The 18497-nt window shown below is 72.3% G+C and carries 16 protein-coding genes, 1 tRNA gene and 1 riboswitch; of the genes, 7 read left to right on the top strand and 10 right to left on the bottom strand.

Translation table 11 applies throughout. From position 1 onward, the window contains the following. Positions 1 to 74 precede the first annotated feature (74 nt). The 3 genes from ACWGH0_RS07805 to ACWGH0_RS07795 all read right to left on the bottom strand — a co-directional run bounded on the left by ACWGH0_RS07805 (position 75) and on the right by ACWGH0_RS07795 (position 3379). Positions 75 to 665, bottom strand: a complete 591-nt coding sequence (locus ACWGH0_RS07805; RefSeq protein WP_453403253.1) for a lytic polysaccharide monooxygenase auxiliary activity family 9 protein — start codon at positions 663 to 665, stop codon at positions 75 to 77. A 119-nt stretch (positions 666 to 784) separates the two neighbouring features. Beyond that, positions 785 to 1990, bottom strand: coding sequence for an SPFH domain-containing protein (locus tag ACWGH0_RS07800; RefSeq protein WP_453403252.1), 1206 nt, complete (start codon positions 1988 to 1990; stop codon positions 785 to 787). Between the two features lie 18 nt (positions 1991 to 2008). After that, entirely contained in the window at positions 2009 to 3379 is a 1371-nt protein-coding gene (locus ACWGH0_RS07795) for a peptidoglycan-binding protein (protein WP_453403251.1), read from the bottom strand. A 169-nt stretch (positions 3380 to 3548) separates the two neighbouring features. On the opposite strand from ACWGH0_RS07795, the gene ACWGH0_RS07790 reads away from it, so the two are divergent. From ACWGH0_RS07790 to ACWGH0_RS07780, 3 genes are all read left to right on the top strand, one after another. Further along, positions 3549 to 3622: transfer RNA gene (locus ACWGH0_RS07790), tRNA-Lys, on the top strand. Positions 3623 to 4075: 453 nt separating this feature from the next. Further along, positions 4076 to 6022, top strand: coding sequence for a glycosyltransferase family 2 protein (locus ACWGH0_RS07785; RefSeq protein WP_453403250.1), 1947 nt, complete (start codon positions 4076 to 4078; stop codon positions 6020 to 6022). Continuing rightward, positions 6019 to 7953, top strand: coding sequence for a galactose oxidase-like domain-containing protein (locus ACWGH0_RS07780; RefSeq protein WP_453403249.1), 1935 nt, complete (start codon positions 6019 to 6021; stop codon positions 7951 to 7953). Before ACWGH0_RS07785 ends, ACWGH0_RS07780 begins: the two co-directional genes overlap by 4 nt. Positions 7954 to 8024: 71 nt before the next feature. Here the strand turns inward: ACWGH0_RS07780 and ACWGH0_RS07775 are convergent, their stop codons facing one another. Next, positions 8025 to 9056, bottom strand: a complete 1032-nt coding sequence (locus ACWGH0_RS07775; RefSeq protein ID WP_453403248.1) for a glycoside hydrolase family 6 protein — start codon at positions 9054 to 9056, stop codon at positions 8025 to 8027. A 135-nt stretch (positions 9057 to 9191) separates the two neighbouring features. Next, a riboswitch (cobalamin riboswitch) is annotated at positions 9192 to 9361 on the top strand. A 34-nt stretch (positions 9362 to 9395) separates the two neighbouring features. Between ACWGH0_RS07775 and ACWGH0_RS07770 the strand changes: the two genes are divergently transcribed. Together ACWGH0_RS07770 and ACWGH0_RS07765 are read left to right on the top strand one after the other, a co-directional pair. Beyond that, positions 9396 to 9614: a CbtB domain-containing protein gene (locus tag ACWGH0_RS07770; RefSeq protein WP_453403247.1), complete on the top strand. Its 219-nt coding sequence runs from the start codon at positions 9396 to 9398 to the stop codon at positions 9612 to 9614. A 17-nt stretch (positions 9615 to 9631) separates the two neighbouring features. Next, the gene (locus tag ACWGH0_RS07765; protein ID WP_453403246.1) at positions 9632 to 10393 is read left to right on the top strand and encodes a CbtA family protein; all 762 of its coding nucleotides are present in this window, start codon (positions 9632 to 9634) and stop codon (positions 10391 to 10393) included. A 10-nt stretch (positions 10394 to 10403) separates the two neighbouring features. Here ACWGH0_RS07765 and ACWGH0_RS07760 read toward each other — a convergent pair whose 3' ends face one another. The 6 genes from ACWGH0_RS07760 to ACWGH0_RS07735 form a co-directional block, all read right to left on the bottom strand. Continuing rightward, positions 10404 to 11075 carry a class F sortase gene (locus ACWGH0_RS07760; RefSeq protein ID WP_453403245.1) on the bottom strand — a complete coding sequence of 224 codons (672 nt, stop codon included), beginning with the start codon at positions 11073 to 11075 and terminating at the stop codon, positions 10404 to 10406. 1 nt (position 11076) lies between these two features. Further along, positions 11077 to 11640 carry a hypothetical protein gene (locus ACWGH0_RS07755; RefSeq protein ID WP_453403244.1) on the bottom strand — a complete coding sequence of 188 codons (564 nt, stop codon included), beginning with the start codon at positions 11638 to 11640 and terminating at the stop codon, positions 11077 to 11079. A gap of 181 nt (positions 11641 to 11821) precedes the next feature. Beyond that, positions 11822 to 12601, bottom strand: coding sequence for an HAD-IIA family hydrolase (locus ACWGH0_RS07750; protein ID WP_344497671.1), 780 nt, complete (start codon positions 12599 to 12601; stop codon positions 11822 to 11824). A gap of 105 nt (positions 12602 to 12706) precedes the next feature. Beyond that, positions 12707 to 13867 carry a low temperature requirement protein A gene (locus ACWGH0_RS07745; RefSeq protein WP_453403271.1) on the bottom strand — a complete coding sequence of 387 codons (1161 nt, stop codon included), beginning with the start codon at positions 13865 to 13867 and terminating at the stop codon, positions 12707 to 12709. Positions 13868 to 13968: 101 nt separating this feature from the next. Further along, positions 13969 to 15186 carry a hypothetical protein gene (locus ACWGH0_RS07740; RefSeq protein WP_453403243.1) on the bottom strand — a complete coding sequence of 406 codons (1218 nt, stop codon included), beginning with the start codon at positions 15184 to 15186 and terminating at the stop codon, positions 13969 to 13971. 91 nt (positions 15187 to 15277) lie between these two features. Beyond that, the gene (locus ACWGH0_RS07735) at positions 15278 to 16459 is read right to left on the bottom strand and encodes an ROK family transcriptional regulator (protein ID WP_453403242.1); all 1182 of its coding nucleotides are present in this window, start codon (positions 16457 to 16459) and stop codon (positions 15278 to 15280) included. A 55-nt stretch (positions 16460 to 16514) separates the two neighbouring features. Between ACWGH0_RS07735 and ACWGH0_RS07730 the strand changes: the two genes are divergently transcribed. Beyond that, positions 16515 to 17606 carry a Gfo/Idh/MocA family oxidoreductase gene (locus ACWGH0_RS07730; protein WP_453403241.1) on the top strand — a complete coding sequence of 364 codons (1092 nt, stop codon included), beginning with the start codon at positions 16515 to 16517 and terminating at the stop codon, positions 17604 to 17606. Beyond that, positions 17603 to 18157 carry a heme-degrading domain-containing protein gene (locus ACWGH0_RS07725; protein WP_453403240.1) on the top strand — a complete coding sequence of 185 codons (555 nt, stop codon included), beginning with the start codon at positions 17603 to 17605 and terminating at the stop codon, positions 18155 to 18157. Before ACWGH0_RS07730 ends, ACWGH0_RS07725 begins: the two co-directional genes overlap by 4 nt. Positions 18158 to 18497: the final 340 nt, after the last annotated feature.

Below are 18497 nucleotides of genomic sequence, written 5' to 3'. Positions count from 1 at the left end.
GGGCGGCACGGTGACGTGCCGCCCGGCACCCGGTGCGGCGGGGCTCCTCGGCCCCGGGAGTGGGCTGCCCGGCGTCAGAACTGGACGTCGGAGCAGGCGTAGAAGGCGTTCGTCGTGTCCGCCACGTTCCAGACCGCCAGGATGATGTGGCGCCCGGTCTTCTGGGTGGGGACCGTGCCCTGGTGGGTCAGGGTGGAGGGCGGCTGCTGACCGCCGTACGGGACCGTCATGAAGGGCTGCGATTCGAGGGCCGCCCGGGTGAGCGGCCTGCTGGAGTCCCAGCCGTTCCTGGTGATGTAGTAGCGGAAGTCGCTGGTGGCGTGCCGGGCGGTGAACTGCCAGCGGAAACCGTAGCCCTGACCGGCGGTGAGCCTGGTGGCGGGCCAGGCCCCTCCGCGCGGGTCGTCGAGCTGGGCGAACTGGCTGTTGCCGCCGGAGCAGATTCTGCCGTCCGCCGGGCCGGAGGCGGGGAATCCCTTCGGCCCTTCGACGCTCTGCGGTTCCCATTGGATGTTGCCGCAGCCGGTCACCGTGCCGTTGGCACAGAGTTTCTGGCGGCTGATCGGGGCGTCGGTGTAGCCGTGGCTGCTCGCGCTGCCGGTGGCGAGGAAGGACACCCCGGCCATCGCGAGGCCGACCACGGCCGCACCTGTCTTTATTCGCATGCTTGCTCCTGAACGTGGGGGCAGTTCTGTGAGCCGTGCTGCGCGCGTGTCTTGCGGTCTAGACCAAGTTCCAATGTATTAACGCGACATGAACATGTCCAGACCAATCGCGGCGGCGTTCACAGACCCTCCCCACGCCCCGTGTAGAAGGCGACCGTCAGGTCCTTCACGAGCGCCTTCCGCTCGTAGTCGTCGAGTTCGACCAGTCCCCGCGAGGTCAGCCGCGTCACCGTGTCGTCCACCGCGTCCACGACCGACGACAGCACGCTGTCGCGGTGCTGCGCGTCGAGCGCCGCCACCCGCCTGCGCCGCATCGCCGCCGCGACCTCGGGGGCGTACTCGATCCGCGTCGGCTGCGCGGAGAAGACGTCGATGCCGACCGGCGCCGCCTCCGCCGCCAGCATCCCGGTCAGCCTGCCGCCGACCGCCTCCGCGTCGCGCAGCGTCGGCGCGCTGTCGTGGAAGGCGTCGGCCGGCAGCTGGGACAGCACCCGCGCCATCGCCGCCTCCACCTGCTCGCGCAGGTACTGGACGTGGTCCTCGACGGCGAGCGCCGCCCGCGCCGTGTCCTTGATCCGCCACACCACGAGCACCACGACCCGCAGCGCCACCCCGTGCGCGTCCACGGCCTCCATCGGCTCGCTGCGCCAGTGCCGCAGCCGTACGTCGACCCGGCGGCGCAGCAGCAGCGGGCTGACCCACACCAGGCCGCTGCGGCGCACGGTCCCCCGGTAGTCGCCGAACAGCGAAAGCACCCACGCGTGTCCGACCCGCCCCCGGGCCAGACCGCCGAACGCGAACAGCACGACCGTCACCAGGGCGGCCAGCACCGCCCAGGTCCCGAGCGCGATCCCGTCGTACGGACGGACGGGCAGCCCGAGCAGTACGGCGGCCGGCGGCGGCACCGCGCCCGTCCACCACACCAGCGCCGCACCCGCCCCGAGCGCCCCCGCCCCCACCGCCACCCCGCACCAGCCGGGCAGCGCGGGTCCGGGCCGCTCGACGAGCCCGGGGTCGGGGGGTGCGGCGGGCCGGGGCGCCCGCGTCCGGGCGTACGCGGGCGCGCCGGGGCCCGGCCGGGCGGCGCCCGCCACGCGCGGCTGTTCGCCGGTGCCCCTGCGGCGGCTGATCACCGAGGCGCCCGGCGGCAGCGTGAGCGCGGCCGGTCCGCCGTCGTCACGGAACAGCAGGTGCACCGGGATCTCGACGGTGGACTCGTTCCTGATGACCGGGGCCCTCGACGCGGTCTCGGCGCCCGGACGCCCGGGAGCGGCCGGGGCGCCGGAGCCGTCCGGCTCCGAGGTCTCTGAAGTCGTGGTGCTCATCGTTCCTCCGTCATGCCGTCATGCGAAGAGCCGCCGCCAGGTCTGCGGGCCCGGGTAGCCGTCGGCCGCCGCGCCGCGCCAGCCCTGCGCGCGCTGGAACGCCTCGACGTTGCGCCGGTCCGCCTCGGTCCAGCGCGGGCCGGGCCCCGAGGTGTAGTGCCTGCCGTATCCCTTCTTCACCAGTTGCCTGCCGAGCCTCTCGACGTACTCGTTCGACCGGCCGGGCCTGAAGTACTCGCGGCCGGGGAACGCCGTGGCGCCGGCCGCCGCGCCGGTGCCGGCGTCCGTGCCGTTGCCGGTGCCGGTGCCCGTGCCTCCGTCGCCCGGGGCGGCTTCGTCCGCCGGCGGGATGTCCTTGCCCTGGTTGTGGACCAGCAGCCGCCAGGTGTGCGGGCCCGGCAGCCCGTCCGCCTCCGCGCCGCGCCAGCCCTGCGCGCGCTGGAACGCCTCGGTGGCGCGCCGGTCCGCCTCGCCCCAGCCGGGGCCGGGGCCCTGGCTGTAGAACCGCTTGCCGCCCCGGGCGACGAGCATCTTGCCGAGCCGGGTGACGTACCGGTTGTTGGCGCCCGGCCCGAAGTGCTTCGCGCCCGGATAGGCCGTAACGGTCGCCCCGCCGCCGGCGGCCCCGCCGCTGAGCCCGTTGTAGCGGTAGCCGACGTAGCGCGAGGAGTTGTTCCAGTACGCGTACGGGGTGGCCAGCCTGCGGGTGTGCGGGCGGGTCTGCTCGTACGCGATGTAGTGGGTCAGGGAGGAGTCGGTCCAGCCGCCGAAGATCGTGACGTGCGATCCCTTGTTCGGATCGGCCGGATTGTGGAAGAGCAGGATGTCGCCGGGCTCCAGCTGCTCCTTGGCGGTGAGCGTGCCGTACTGGGCGAGGCTTCCCGTCCACTCGTTGCCGTCGAGGTTCCAGGCCATCGAGACGTACCCCGAGCAGTCCTGCCGGTATCCGTCGCTCCAGTACTTCTCCATGCTGTACGGGACCTTGGCGTCCAGCCAGCGCTTGGCACGGTCGATGATCTCGGCCCGGGTCGTGAACCGCAGGGCCGGCCGCGTGGTGCTCGTGGTCGTGTGCGCGGTCGGGGTCGCCTTGCCCGGCCGGCCGCCGTGCAGCGGGCCGGGGCCGCCCTGCGGCGTCGCCGGGTCGTGGTCGGCTCCGGTACGGGCCGGCGCGTGTCCGGGGGCGACGGCGCTCGCCGCGCCGCCCGCGCCGCCGCCGAGCACCACGCCCGCGGCGGTGGCGAGCACCAGCGCGCGGCGGGCCCCGTGGGCGGCCGGGTGGCCGCCGGCCGCGACCGTCAGGCCGAGCGCGGCGGCGCGGCGCTCCTGGGCGCAGCCGGGGCAGCCGCAGTCGGCCGCGGGTTCGTACTCCTCGAAAACCGGCATCGTCATGCGGTTCCCCTCCCGTGGGTTTTTCTGGCGGATCTGCACGGGTGACAGTGTTTCAACTGTCTGGACATAACGCATGTTGACGGTCCAAATGATAATCAAACGGACAGTACGCGGCGTGGCCGGTTCCGAGCACCCGCGAGGGTCGGGTAAAGTTCTCCGAGTCAGACAGGCGCCGCTAGCTCAGTTGGTTAGAGCAGCTGACTCTTAATCAGCGGGTCCGGGGTTCGAGTCCCTGGCGGCGCACATGGCGTCGAAGCCCCCTCACCGAGCGTGAGGGGGCTTCGGTGGTTTTACGGACACTCCGGGCGTGTCGCCTCCGCGTCGAACCCATGTAGCAAGCCGATCACAGACGGCTCCCAAAGCCCTCGTATGACCGGGAAACACCTCGTTTCGCCCTTGCGATCAAGGCGGGGGTCGTAGACCCTGTCCTGAAGTCGGCGGCTCCCACGGGGCGGAGGGCTCCGGCGAGTTGGGGGGCGGAGCCGGGCAGCCGGGGGGCTGCCGGGACGCAGGGGGGCGGGGGCCCCGTTCACGAACAGATCCCGGGGCGGGCATCATGCAACCGGAAGGTTGTCGTCCCATGTCTGAAGGGATGACAGCAGGCCACCTGTGCGTCCGGCATGGTCGAGGGGGACCGGCACCGGGCGAAGAGACCGACGAACACACGCAGCCAGCATGCGTGCGGGGGGATGACTCATGACGTCGACGCCGACCGGCGCCCGGCACAACAACGACCCTTCCCGGACGGCGCAGCTCCGGGTGCCCCCGCAGCTGCGGACCGGCGGGTCGCGCATACGGCAGAAGAAGCCGCTGCCGCGGTACGACTACGAGCACTACAGCCGGCTCGCCGGACCGCTGACGCAGCCCGACCCGGACAAGCCGTACACGGTGCAGTACCGCTCGCTGCTCTCCCAGGAGCCGCACCGCGTGCGCGCCGCCCTGCTGCTGTGCGCCGCGCCGCTGGTGTCCCTCGGCCTGTTCGTCTGGCTGATGCAGCCCGGGCACTGGACCGAGCGCGACCCCAACCTCAAGAACGACACGCTGCTGATCCTCGACATCGTCATGCTGGTCTCGATCGGCCTGATCGAGCTCTTCCGCACGATGAACGTCCTGTCGAACGCGCACGCGACCCTGGTCGCGCGCGACCCGGTCCCCGTCGTGCCCGAGACCGGCACCCGCGTCGCCTTCCTCACCTCCTTCGTGCCCGGCAAGGAGCCGCTGGAGATGGTGACGAAGACGCTGGAGGCGGCGGTCAGGATCCGCCACCGCGGCCTGATGCACGTATGGCTCCTCGACGAGGGCGACGACCCCGCGGTCAAGGAGGTCTGCGAACGCCTCGGCGTGCACCACTTCTCCCGCAAGGGCGTCGCGAAGTGGAACCAGGCCAAGGGCCCGCACCGCGCCAAGACCAAGCACGGCAACTACAACGCCTGGCTCGACGCGCACGGCGACGACTACGACTTCTTCGCGTCCGTCGACACCGACCACGTGCCGCTGCCGAACTACCTGGAGCGGATGCTCGGCTACTTCCGCGACCCCGACATCGGCTTCGTCATCGGCCCGCAGGTCTACGGCAACTACGACACCTTCGTCACCAAGGCCGCCGAGTCGCAGCAGTTCCTGTTCCACGCCCTGATCCAGCGCGCGGGCAACCGCTACGGCGCCCCCATGTTCGTCGGCACGTCGAACGCGGTGCGCATCAGCGCGCTCAAGCAGATCGGCGGCCTGTACGACTCGATCACCGAGGACATGGCCACCGGCTTCGAGATCCACCGCGCCAAGAACCCGGTCACCGGCAGGAAGTGGCGCTCGGTCTACACGCCCGACGTGCTGGCCGTCGGCGAGGGCCCGACCGCGTGGACCGACTTCTTCACCCAGCAGCTCCGCTGGTCGCGCGGCACGTACGAGACGATCCTCAAGCAGTACTGGAGGGGCTACGGCTCGCTGCCCGCCGGCAAGCTCTTCAACTACACGATGATGATCATCTTCTACCCGATGTCCGCCATGAACTGGATCCTCGCGGCACTCAGCTGCGCCCTGTTCCTGGGCATGGGCGCCTCGGGCGTCCAGATCGACCCGGCGATCTGGATGATGCTGTACGGCAACGCCTCCGCGCTCCAGATCGGCCTCTACATCTGGAACCGCCGCCACAACGTCTCGCCGCACGAGCCCGAGGGCTCCGGCGGCCTGGCCGGCATGGTGATGTCCGCGCTCTCCGCACCGATCTACGCGCGCTCGCTGATGGACGCCGTACTGCGCCGCAAGTCCGGCTTCGTGGTGACGCCCAAGGGCGACTCCTCCAGCCCCGACACGCTCTTCGGCACCTTCCGTATCCACCTGTTCTTCATCCTGGTCTTCGGCGGGTCCCTCGTCTCCTCCTTCTTCCTCGGCCACGACCACCCCGCGATGATCACCTGGGCCACGCTCGCCCTCATGATCACGGCGGCGCCGATCTTCGCCTGGCGGTGGACCGTCCGCGACGAGAAGAAGAAAAAGAAGGGGCAGGGCAGGCACGGGACGCCGCCGAGCCAGTCCGAGCCGCCGGCCGGTCCCCCGCCCGAGGCCCACGCACCGCAGCAGAAGCCCACGTGGGCCGACTCCGACCAGACCATGCAGATCGCCCTTGGGGGACGTAAGAAATGAAGTACCGTCCGAGCCGCCGCACCCGCCGCCTGGCGATAACGGGTGTGGTGGTGCTCGCTCTGGCGGGGATGAACGGGCCCGCGCTCTACCGTTTCGGTTCGGAGCAGTACCACGACTACAAGATCAACCGGCCCGATTACAAGGCCGCCAACGGCCACTGGGACTTCCTCGACGTCCCGTCGGAGTTCCGCATCAACACGATCCACGCCGCTCTGCTGCACACCGGGAAGGTGCTGCTGATCGCGGGGTCGGGCAACAACCAGAAGAACTTCGACGCCAAGAAGTTCGAGTCGGTGCTGTGGGACCCGAAGACCGACACCTACAAGAAGATCCCGACGCCCAAGGACATGTTCTGCGCCGGGCACACCCAGCTGCCCGACGGGAAGCTGCTGGTGGCGGGCGGCACCAAGCGGTACGAGAAGCTCGAGGGCGACGTCACCAAGGCCGGCGGCCTGATGATCGTGCACAACGAGGACCCGGACGCCCCGAAGACGCTGCCCGCCGGGACCATCTTCACCGGCAAGAAGAACGGCAAGACGTACGTCTCCAAGGACCCGGTCCTCGTGGAGAAGGCGAAGAAGATCTTCGACAAGCAGACCGGCCGCTTCCTGCGCACGGAGGCGGGGCTCGGCCGCATCTACGTCGAGGCCGAGGCGTCGGGCAAGAAGTACGAGTCCGGCACCGAGGACAACTACCGGGTCCACGGCCTGACCGGCACCGACGCCAAGAACGTCTACGGCATCGCGCAGAAGCTCGCCCTCGACAAGAAGGACTTCCAGGGCATCAAGGAGGCCTACGAGTTCGACCCGGTCGCGGAGAAGTACATCACCGTCGACCCGATGAACGAGGCCCGCTGGTACCCGACGCTGACCACGCTGGAGGACGGCAAGGTCCTGTCGCTGTCCGGCCTGGACGAGATCGGCCAGATCGTCCCCGGCAAGGACGAGATCTACGACCCCGTCACGAAGAAGTGGACGTACACGGGGGTCATCAGGAAGTTCCCGACGTACCCCGCGATCTTCCTGATGAACAACGGCAAGCTGTTCTACTCGGGCTCCAACGCCGGGTACGGGCCCGCCGACGAGGGCCGTGAGCCGGGTATCTGGGACCTGAAGACCAACAAGTTCAAGAAGATCCCCGGCCTGAGCGACCCGGACATGATGGAGACCTCCGCGACCGTGCGGCTGCCTCCCGCCCAGGACGAGAAGTACATGGTCATCGGCGGCGGCGGCGTCGGCGAGTCCGAGAAGTCCAGCGAGAAGTCGCGCCTCGTCGACCTCAAGGAGGCGAACCCGCGCTTCCGGGACGGCGACTCGCTCGACCAGGGCACCCGCTACCCCAGCGCGTCCCTGATGCCGGACGACACCGTCCTGATCACCGGCGGCTCCAACGACTACCGCGGCCGCGGCGGCTCGGACATCCTCCAGGCGCGGCTGTACGACGCCGAGACCGGCAGGTACCGCCGGGTGGCCGACCCGGCGGTCGGCCGCAACTACCACTCGGGGTCGCTGCTGCTCCCCGACGGGCGCGTCATGATCTTCGGTTCCGACTCGCTGTACTCCGACAAGGCCAACACCCGGCCGGGCGTCTTCGAGCAGCGCATCGAGATCTACACGCCGCCGTACCTCTTCCGGGACGCGCGGCCGAAGCTCACGGGCGGACCGAAGAAGATCGAGCGGGGCGGCACGGCGACCTTCGGGTCGGCGCAGGCCGCGTCCATCAAGGACGCGAAGCTGATGCGGCCCAGCGCCGTCACCCATGTCACCGACGTCGACCAGCGCACGGTCGCGCTGGGGCTGAAGAAGACGAAGGACGGCATCACGGTCACGGTGCCGGAGAACCGGGCGCTGGTGCCCTCGGGCTACTACATGCTGTTCGTGACGGACCGTCACGGAACGCCGTCCGAGGGGATCTGGATCGAGGTCCCGTAGGCGGGGCGCCGCACGCGACGCGAAGGGAGGGCCGCCCGTCGGGGCGGCCCTCCCTTTCCCGTTCGGTGCGGCTACTTCGCGTTGCGGGCCAGTTCGAGCGCGTACTCCTCGTACCACTCGCCGGCCTTCGGGCCGCCCTTGCAGTCGCCGTCCGACTCGCCGGGGCGCTTGATCCACAGGAACGCGTCGACCAGTTCGTCACCGGTCTTGGTGGTCGGCTTCTCACCGAGCGCGCGGCCCGGCGGATTGCACCAGCTCTCGGCGGGGTCGCCCCCCGTGTACGGGCCGTTGCCGTTGCGGCTGGTGTCGATGACGAACGGCTTGCCGCCCACCTTCGCCGACAGCTTCTTGCCGAAGTCCTTGCTGACCTCGGTGGTCTGGAAGTTGGAGACGTTCACCGAGAAGCCGTCCGCGTCCGCGATGCCCGCCCACTGGAGCGGCTGGAACAGCGCGTCGGGGGACTTCCAGCCCGCGTTGCCCGCGTCCAGGTACACCTTGACCTTCGGCTGCTGCTTGAGGCGCTTGATGGCGCCCTTGAGGAGGTCGTACCGCTCCTCGTGGAACTCGTCGGGCGTGCAGCCGTCGACCAGGTGCAGCACCGCGTCCGGCTCCAGGACGACGGTGGCCGGGCGGTCGCCGATGCCCTTGGCCACCTGGTCGGTCCAGGTCCGGTAGGCGTTGCCGTCGGCGGCGCCCCCCTTCGAGAACTGGCCGCAGTCGCGGTGCGGGATGTTGTAGAGGACGAGCAGGGCGTCGCGGTCGGCCTTCTCGGCCGCCTCGGTGTATCCCCTCGTCTGTGCCTCGGCGTTGTCCGGGCCGATCCACTCGGCGGTCGGCTGCTCGGCGATCCTGCGGATGAGACGGGCCTTCTCGTCGTCACCGTCCTTGGCGTACGCCGCCGCCTGCTTGGCGGCGTTTCCCTCCGGATTGACCCAGTACGGGTCGCTGCCCTTCGGCTGCTGCTTCAGCGGCGGCAGGCTCGCCCCGTCCCCGCCGTCACCCCCGGAGGAGGAACAGCCCGCCAGAAGCAGCGCGGCCCCCACGGCCCCCACCGCGGCCACCCGGACACCCCTGCGCCCACGGCCGGTGTAACTGCCGTACATCCACTCCCCCTTGGCTGCGCCCAAGACGCGCTGAAGATTCTCTGAGGACCCCCCGGCCCCTCCCCGGACACATCCGGTCGAAACCATCCTGACACACGGGCCGGGGGCCGGGGGCGGGCGGGCGACGGCCTGTTGACAGTGCTCAGCCGGGCTGGGACTCTCCGTGAGGACAACTCCACACACATCGAGGCGACGGTGGACAGGAACCCGGTGCAAGCCCGGGACGGTCCCGCCACTGTGACCGTACGAGAGCCGGAAGGCCGCCCGTACGGAAGTCAGGAACTGACCCGTCGTCCTCCTGATTTGGGGCGTGGAAACCCCAGAAGGAGGCACACCGGTATGTCACTGCACACTGCGCAGCACACCGACACCGCGGCGGTCGCGTCCGCCACGACCACCACCCGCGACTGGCTGATCATGGCCGCCGCCGCGATCATCGCCGTGGTCGCGCTCTACGCGGTCTTCATGGACAACGGCACGGTCGTCTCCGCGACCGGCGACTACCTGCACGAGTTCGCGCACGACGGCCGGCACCTCTTCGGTGCCCCCTGCCACTGATCGGGGCCGTCAGTACCATGTCGACCCCCCTACTGCCCCTGCTCGGGCGCGGTCTCGCGGCGGGCGGGGCGGCCGGTCTCACCGCCGGTCTCTTCTCGCTCCTGCTGGCCGAGCCCCTGATGGACCGTGCCATCCGCCTGGAGGAGGCACGGTCCGCCGGGGAGCACGCGCACGGCACGGCCGCCACGGCCGTGCAGCACCACGAAGAGCTGTTCTCGCGTTCCACCCAGCACCTCGGACTCGTCGTCACGGCGGTCGTCATGGGTCTCGCGCTGGGCGTCCTGTTCACCCTCGCGTACGCGCTGGTGCACCGCCGGACGGGTCTGGGCGAGCGGCCGTGGCCGCGCGCCCTGGCCTTCGGCGCGGCCGCCTTCACGGCGGTCTCGCTGCTGCCGGGACTGCGCTATCCCGCCAACCCGCCTGGCGTCGGCGACTCCGGCACCGTCACGGACCGCCAGGCCCTGTGGCTGGCCGCCGTCGTGATCGGCGTCCTCGGCATGGTGCTGGCGTGGCAGCTGTACGTACGCCTCGCCGACCGGTCCCTGCCGGTGCGCCAAGTCGCGGTGGCCGTCACGGCGGTCGCCACGCTCGCGGTGCTCTTCGCCCTGCCGGGCAACCCGGACGAGGTCCCGGTGGCGGCGACGCTGCTGTGGGACTTCCGGATGCTGTCGCTGGCCTCGCACGCGGTCCTGTGGGCCGTGTTCGCCGGGGTCTTCGGTGCGCTGGGCCTGCGGGCCGCCGGACGCACGGCTCCGGCGGCCGCTCCGGTGGCGGCGTAGCGGCGGCCGGTCAGCCCTTGCCCGTACCGGTGAGGTAGGCCGACACCACGACGTTGGCCGTGTAGGTGCGGGCCTTCTTGTCGTACGTGCCCCCGCAGGTGATCAGGCGCAGTTCCGCCCGGTCGCCGTGGCGGGGGCCGTACACCTTCTGCGGGTCGAAGCGTTCGCGGGTGAAGACCTGGATGTCGTCGATGGTGAACTCCAGGCTCCGGCCACCGGCCCCCGCGACCCGGACCTTCTCGCCCGGGCGGGCGGCGCTCAGACCGTAGAAGACGGCCGGTTTGCTCTCGGTGTCGACATGGCCGACGAGCAGGGCGACTCCCGCGGCGCCGGGCAGCGTTCCGTCCTCGTACCAGCCGACCTTCGACGGCTGGTGGTACGGCGGCGGATCGACGGCGCCGGACGCGTCGAGCCCTCTCGGCACGACCGGGGCCGAGACCCCGATGGAGGGCACGGCGACACTCTTCGGCGACGCGCCCTCGACGGGCGCGTGCGCGGGCGGCAGCGGCGCCCCCAGCGGCCGGCCGACCGCGGCCACGTCTCCGGTGGTGGGCGCCGAACTGCCGCCGGGCCCCTCGGTCACGTCCCGGCCCCACAGCCAGAGCCCGAGCAGCAGCACGGCCCACGCGACGCCGGTCAGCAGCCGCCCGCCGCCACCGGCCGGGCGGTCCTCGGCGGACATGTCAGTCCGAGTCCGTGCGACGACGGCGCACGCTCCGGTACGCCACGGCCACCGCGGCGACGCCCGCGAGCACGAGACCGATCACGGTGTGCGGCGTGCCCGGACCGCCCTCGTCGGCCGCGGCCACCTCGGCCGTGCCGCCGCCGCCCGCGTGGACGGGCGCGATCGGGGTTTCATGGTGGGTCGGGTGGTGCGTGGGGTTGTGGTGGTGGACCACCGTGACGGTGCCGGTGGCCCGCCCGCCGTCCTTGCACCTGACCCAGATGTCGTAGTCGCCGGCCTCGGCGTCCGACCGGACGCGGGCCTCGGCGAACAGGTCGCCCCGGTCCGCCGCGGGGCTGAAGTGCGCGGGCGAGGCGAAGGCGTCGGACGTACCGGTGGCGTGTCTGCCCCGGCACACGTCGACCCGCAGATCCACCTCGCCGCCCGCGGCGATGGTGGAGGGGGTGACGTGGACCCGCCCCTCGGCGTCTTCGCCGGCGGGGGCGGCGTGTGCGGCGGCCGCGGGCGCCATGACCGCCGCAGCCGCCACGCCTGCACACAGAGCAAGCTGTATCGAACGCATAGTGAACCTCCTGTACTAGGAAGATTCACCGGTACGGGCCGTTTCCGCATCTCCAGGGGCCCTGCCTTGGGCCGGACGGGCCCCTGGAGCCCTCTGCGGTGAGAGCCGTGCGGGTCCCCTCGGGGCATCCGCGGTTCGAGCGGTACGAGCCGCTGATCCGCCCGCGGTGAGGGGCGGCCGGTCAGACGCGGTCGACGAGGTCCGCGATGGAGTCGACGATCGTCGAGGGGCGGAACGGGTAGCGGTCGACGTCCGCCGGACCGGTCAGACCGGTCAGCACCAGGAACGTCTCCATGCCCGCCTCCAGGCCGGCGAGCACATCGGTGTCCATCCGGTCGCCGATCATCGCGCTGGTCTCGGAGTGCGCGCCGATCGCGTTCAGCCCCGTGCGCATCATCAGTGGGTTCGGCTTGCCCGCGAAGTACGGGTCCTTGCCGGTCGCCTTGGTGATCAGCGCGGCGACGGCTCCGGTGGCGGGCAGCGGCCCCTCCCTGCTGGGGCCGGTCTCGTCGGGGTTGGTGCAGATGAAGCGGGCGCCCGCGTTGATGAGCCGGATGGCCTTGGTGAGCGCCTCGAAGCTGTACGTGCGCGTCTCGCCCAGGACCACGTAGTCGGGGTCGTGGTCGGTCAGGACGTAGCCGATGTCGTGCAGCGCGGTGGTCAGGCCCGCCTCGCCGATGACGTACGCCGTGCCGCCGGGCCGCTGGTCGTCGAGGAACCGGGCGGTGGCGAGTGCCGAGGTCCAGATGTTCTCCACCGGCACGTCGAGGCCCATGCGGAAGAGCCGGGCGTGCAGGTCGCGGGCGGTGTAGATCGAGTTGTTCGTCAGCACCAGGAAGGGCCTGCCGGACTCGCGGAGCCGCTTGATGAAGGCGTCGGCGCCGGGGATGGGCGTGCCCTCGTGGATGAGGACGCCGTCCATGTCGGTGAGCCATGATTCGATCGGCTTGCGCTCTGCCATGTGCCGGACTCCTGCCGTACGCCAAAAAATACGCTGGGGGCGCCCGGACCACGCCGTCCGGGCGCCCCCAGCCTAATCAGGCCGGCGTGATCCCGACCCCGCCGATCACCCGGTACCGGAGCCGGTACCTGCGGTCGCCGCCTCCCGCACGAGGAGAAACGTCCCCGCGGCCACCGTGCAGGCGGCGATCAGACCGGTCAGCGGCACGGCCCAGTGCCCGGCGAAGCTCGCCGGCACGACCAGCAGCGCTCCTGCCGGAAGGACGAGGTTCTGGGCGGCGCCGCGCTTGAAGTGGCGGGCGTGCAGCAGCCACACCGCCACCATGAACAGGGCGGTGGGCAGCGTGACGGCGAACGAGGCCGCGAGGGTGGAGATGTGGGCGTGGTGCGTGGCCTGCTCGACCGCCACCTCGATGCCCGCGCCGATCGCCGCGGCCGAGCCGAAGATCACGTAGTGCCCGTACCCCCAGACGAACGCCTGCCGGTTGGAGCGCAGGTGCGCGTGGATCGGCACCGCGAAGTAGATCCAGAAGGCGGCGAACACGATGACCAGTCCGCCCGCGGCGATCGGCAGCAGCTCGTCGAGCGCCGCCGACTCGTCGAGGGCCGACTGCACGGCCACCGTGGCGGCGGCGATGGTCTCGCCGAGCACGATGATGGTGAACAGGCCGTAGCGCTCCGCGATGTGGTGCGGATGCCAGCTCGTCTCGTGACGGCTCTCGGCGTAGACAGGAACGGCGAGTTCGGCCACCACCAGGACCAGGAATCCCCACGTCCAGAGGTCGGCGGGCAGCCACAGCAGCACCACCCAGCCCACCTGCACCACCACCAGGCCGGCGGCGAAGCGCAGCGCGGCCACGCGCGCCGGTCCGCTCTCCCCGTGCGCGGCCCGCAGCCACTGGAGCGTGAGCGCGACCCGCATGATCAGGTAGCCGAGGACGGCGATCCCGTAGTCGGCCTGGTCGAAGGCGCGCGGGACCCCGGCGGCGAGGACGAGTACGCCCGCCATCTGCACCAGCGTGGCGATCCGGTACGGAACGTCGTCGCAGTCGTAGGCGGACGCGAACCAGGTGAAGTTGACCCAGGCCCAGAAGATGGCGAAGAAGACGAAGCAGTACCCGGTGACACCGTGCCCGGGGTCGCCCTCGGCCACCGCGTGCACCAGCCGCGCTCCCGCCTGTGCCACGGCCACGACGAAGCACAGGTCGAAGAGCAGCTCCAGCGGGGTCGCGGCCCGGTGCGGCTCGTCGCGGCGCCGTGGCCTCATCGGCACCCGCGGGACGACGGTCCGGCCGTGCCCGGCGCCGGCGGGCGGGCGGTCAGCCACGGGCGCTCACCGGGGCCACCGGGGCTGTGGGTGCGGGCGGGTCATGTGCGGGGCCTGGTGCGACGTCCGGTGCGGCCCCTGTGCGGCCTCCGGTCCGGCCCCGGGTGCGATGTCCATCGCGGCCTCCGGAGCGGGCCCCGCACGAGCGCCGGGGACCCGTAGCGGCGCCGGGCCGCCGTCATCAGGGCCACGCCCGCGAGCAGCAGCGCGCCGGCGGTGGCCCCGAGGGCGAGGAGCGGGCCGGGGCCGCGGCCCGTCATGGCCAGGGAGTGCGGGTGTTCACGGACGAGCGGCGTACCGTCGTCGCCGGTTCCGGGTCCGGGCGTGGCGTCGGGTTCCGGGCTGGCGTCGGGGACCCGGCCGGGTGCGCGGGAGCGGCCGGGGTCGGGCTCCGGTTCGGTCTCGGCTTCGGCCTCGCGGTCCGGGTCGCGGCTCGCGACGGTGAAGCGGTAGTCGTTCGACGCGCCGACCCACTCGCCGTCGGCGGGCTGCCGCTGCACTACGGCCGCGTTGAGGAGGGCGCGGGCGGGGGCGGCGCCGGCGTCGAAGGCGAGCCGCACCTTGACGGTGACGGTCCGGTCGGCGGCGATGGTGAAACCGGGGAAACCGCCGTCGAAGACGCCGATGTGCTCGTCCTCGTCGGTGGTCTCGAAGGGCACGTCGATCCACCGCCCGGAGCTGTCCCGGAACCGCAACTCCACCTGCTCGGAGGCGAGCTCCCGGTCACCGTCCATGAGGACGACGACCGGATGGATGTTGCGGCAGGTGCCGCGCGTGGTGTTGGTCAGCTCCAGCGACCACTCACCGGCCGCCCCGCCCGCCCGGTAGGTGTCGGGTCCACCGCGCAGGCGGGTGGTGATCGGGAACTCCGGGGAGTCGGCGTCGCCGCAGGTGAGCCGCAGATCGGGGGCGACCCGCAGGGGCTCGGCGTACTCGGCCGATTCGTCGTCGGCGCGCGGACGCGCGACGTGCGCCGCGTCCTGGAACGGCCGGCCGGCGCGGAAGGGCGCCGCGTGATCCGCCGATCGCCGGTCGGCGCGCGGGGACCCGGCGTACTCCGCCAGGCGCAGGCCGGCGCGTACGGGCCCCGCGTACTCCATCCGTCGCCGGTCGGCGCGCGGGGGCCCCGCGTGGTCCGCCGGTCGTGTGTCGGCGTGTTGGGGGGAAGCGGCGTGCGCGGTCGGCGGGGTGGCGGCGGCCGCCGGTGCGGCGAGGGCGGCAGCCGCGACTCCGAGGGCGAGGGCACTGCGCAATCGCATGAGGAGCCTTTGCAGGTCGGGTCACCCGGTCATCGCCCGCGACGCTGCCACCCCCGCGCGAAGGTCCCTCGTACGCCACGCCCCGGTACGTTCATATGACTTCGGCGAATCCCTCCAACGGCCCACCGCCGTCCTCTCCGGCGACGCCGCCGGGCCCGCTCGCCGCGCCGGGGAACGCGACGTCCGCATGCCCGAAGACCGGTGCGAGCAGGAGCTGCGCCGCACCGTCGGCGACGGCGCGCCCGCCGCCCCCCGCGGCGGCCACCGGTACGGCGGGCCCGCTGCCCTCGCGGCGGGCGAGTTCGGCCAGCACCGCCGCCACGCCCCGTACGAACACGTCCTCGTGCGCGGCGACGACCCGGCCGCCGAGCAGCACCCGGTCGATGTCGAGCAGTCCGACGAGGTTGGCCGCCCCGGTCCCGAGCACCCGCGCGGCCTCCGTGACGTCACCACGGGCGACGGCGGCCAGGCACAGCGCCTCGACGCAGCCGCGCCCGCCGCAGGAGCAGGACGGTCCGTCGAGTTGGAGCGTCTGGTGCCCGAACTCGCCCGCCCCGGTGCGCGCCCCGCGGTACAGCCCTCCGCCGAGGACGAGTCCGCACCCCAGGCCCGTACCGAGGTGGAGGTACGCGAAGGACCCGCCGCCGGGGCGGGCGCGCAGGGCGAGCCCGAGCGCGGCGGCGTTCGTGTCCTTGTCCACCACCACGGGCAGTCCGAGCCGTTCGCTCAGCACGTCCCGCAGCGCGAACCCGTCCCACTGCGGAAACCCGGTGACCCGGTGCAGCACCCCGCGCCCGTGGTCCAGCGGCCCGGGCGCGGCGACCCCGACCCCGAGCATGGTCTGCCCCGCCCGGGACGGGGTGAGCGCGGCGACCTCGCGGGTCGCCGCCTCCAGCACCGCCTCCGCGCCCGCCCCCAGGTCGAGCGGTGATCTCCGCTCGGCGACCGTCGTGCCCGCCAGATCCACCAGGACTCCGGTCAGCTCGTCGCGGTCCAGGTGCAGCCCGACCGCGTACCCGGCGTCGGGGACCAGCCGCAGCACCGTCCGCGGCTTGCCGCCCGTCGAAGGCCGGCGGCCGGCCTCGGCCACCAGGCCCTCCGCCCGCAGCCGCGCGGTGATCTTGCTGACGGCCTGCGGCGTGAGGCCCGTCCCGTCGGCGAGCTCCAGGCGGCTGATGCCCGCCTCGCCGGCCGTGCGCAGCAGGTCGAGGACCAGCGCGGCGTTGTGGCTGCGCAGCGTCGGCAGGTTCGCACCCGTATAGCTCCTGTTCACGGACCCATTGTCCACTGCGCTTGCACTTTGGCAACAGCGTTGTTTAAGTGGGGTCATGACTGGCACCGACACCCGCGCCCCCCTGCGCGTCGGACTCGTGGGCTACGGCCTCGCGGGCTCCGTCTTCCACGCCCCGCTCATCGCCGCGACCGAGGACCTGGTCCTCGACACGGTCGTCACCTCGAACCCGGAGCGGCAGGACCAGGCCCGCGCCGAGCACCCCGGCGTCCGGGTCGCGGCCTCGTCCGACGAGCTGTGGGCGCGCGCGGACGCACTGGACCTGATCGTGATCGCGTCCCCGAACAAGACCCACGTCCCGCTCGCGACAGCCGCCCTCGAGGCGGGGCTGCCCGTCGTCGTCGACAAGCCGGTGGCCGGTACCGCCGCCGAGGCCCACGCCCTCGCGGCGCTGGCGGAGGAGCGGGGCCTGTTGCTCTCCGTCTTCCAGAACCGCCGCTGGGACAACGACTTCCTCACTCTCCAGCAGCTGATCGCCTCCGGTGAACTGGGCGACGTACAGCGCTTCGAGTCACGCTTCGAGCGGTGGCGTCCGCAGATCAAGGGCGGCTGGCGCGAGTCGGGCGACCCGGCGGAGATCGGCGGGCTGCTGTACGACCTGGGCAGCCACGTCGTCGACCAGGCGCTGGTGCTCTTCGGCCCGGCGGTCCGGGTGTACGCCGAGTCCGACGTACGCCGGCCGGGCGCGGCGGCGGACGACGACACGTTCATCGCGATCACCCACGAGAACGGCGTCCGCTCCCACCTGTACGTCAGCGCCACCACCGCCCAGCTCGGCCCGCGCTTCCGCGTGCTCGGCTCGAAGGCGGGCTATGTGAAGTACGGGCTCGATCCGCAGGAGGGCTCGCTGCGCGAGGGCAGGCGGCCCACGGCGGACGAGACCTGGGGCGAGGAGCCGGAGTCGGCGTGGGGCCGGATCGGCGCGGGAGAGTCCCCGGTGACGGGCGGCGGCAGCCCGGTCCCGACGCTGCCGGGCGACTACCCGGCGTACTACGCGGCCGTCGCCGCCGCCGTACGCGCGGGCACGGCCCCGCCGGTCACCGCCGCGCAGGCGGCGGCGGCGCTGGACGTACTGGAGGCGGCGCGGCGCTCGGCCCGCGACGGCGTGACGGTGGAGGTACGGCGATGACGTCGACAGGCCCGACCCCCGCTTCCGCCTCCTCCGTCGAAGCCACTTCGCCCGCCGGTTCCTCCTCCGGGGCCACTTCGTCCGCCGGCTCGCACTCCGAGCTGCTCGCCGAACTGGCCGCCCAGGAGGAACGGTTGGTCCTCCCCCGCTTCACCCACGACGACGCGTGGGTACTCGGCGGGCTCCTGGTGGGCCTCGCCCGCGAGCGCGAAGCCCCCGTGGCGATCGACATCCGGCGCGGGGCACAGCAGCTCTTCCACTGCGCGCTCCCGGGGTCGAGTGCGGACAACGACGCGTGGATCGACCGCAAGCGCCGGGTCGTGGAGCGGTACGCGGAGAGCTCGTACCGGGTCGGCACGCGCTTTCGCGCCAAGGGCACGACGTTCGAGGACTCGTCACGCCTGGATCCGGACGTGTACGCGGCCCACGGCGGATCGTTCCCGATCGCGGTACGTGGCGCGGGCGTGATCGGCACGGTCACGGTCTCGGGCCTCCCCCAGGCCGAAGACCACGCGATGGTGATCGAGGCACTGGAGCGCTTCATGTCCTAGGCCGCTGCCGGGACGGGGACGGCGTGCTCGGGCAGGCGACGGCGTAGCCGGGTGGACGACGGCGTGGCCGGGCGGGCTCGCCGCTGCCGGGACGGGGACGGCGTGCTGGGGCAGGCGACGGCGTGGCCGAGCGGGCTACGGCGTGGCCGGGCGGGCTACGGCGTGGCCGGGCGGGGCAGCCCAGGGGGCGCCCCGCCTTCGGCATTCCGGGGGTCGCCCCCGGGGCGTCGGGGCTTCCCGCCGGCCTCCTCCGCCGGTTGGTTCACTGTCGGGGGCGGTGCGGGGGCACTACGAGGCTGGTTGTCCGCGCCGCCCTGCCCGGCGGCCACCGACCGTCCGG

Source organism: Streptomyces sp. NPDC054887 (assembly GCF_053610585.1).
Note: the sequence above shows the minus strand (reverse complement) of the source record. Positions and strands in the feature narration are given on the sequence as shown.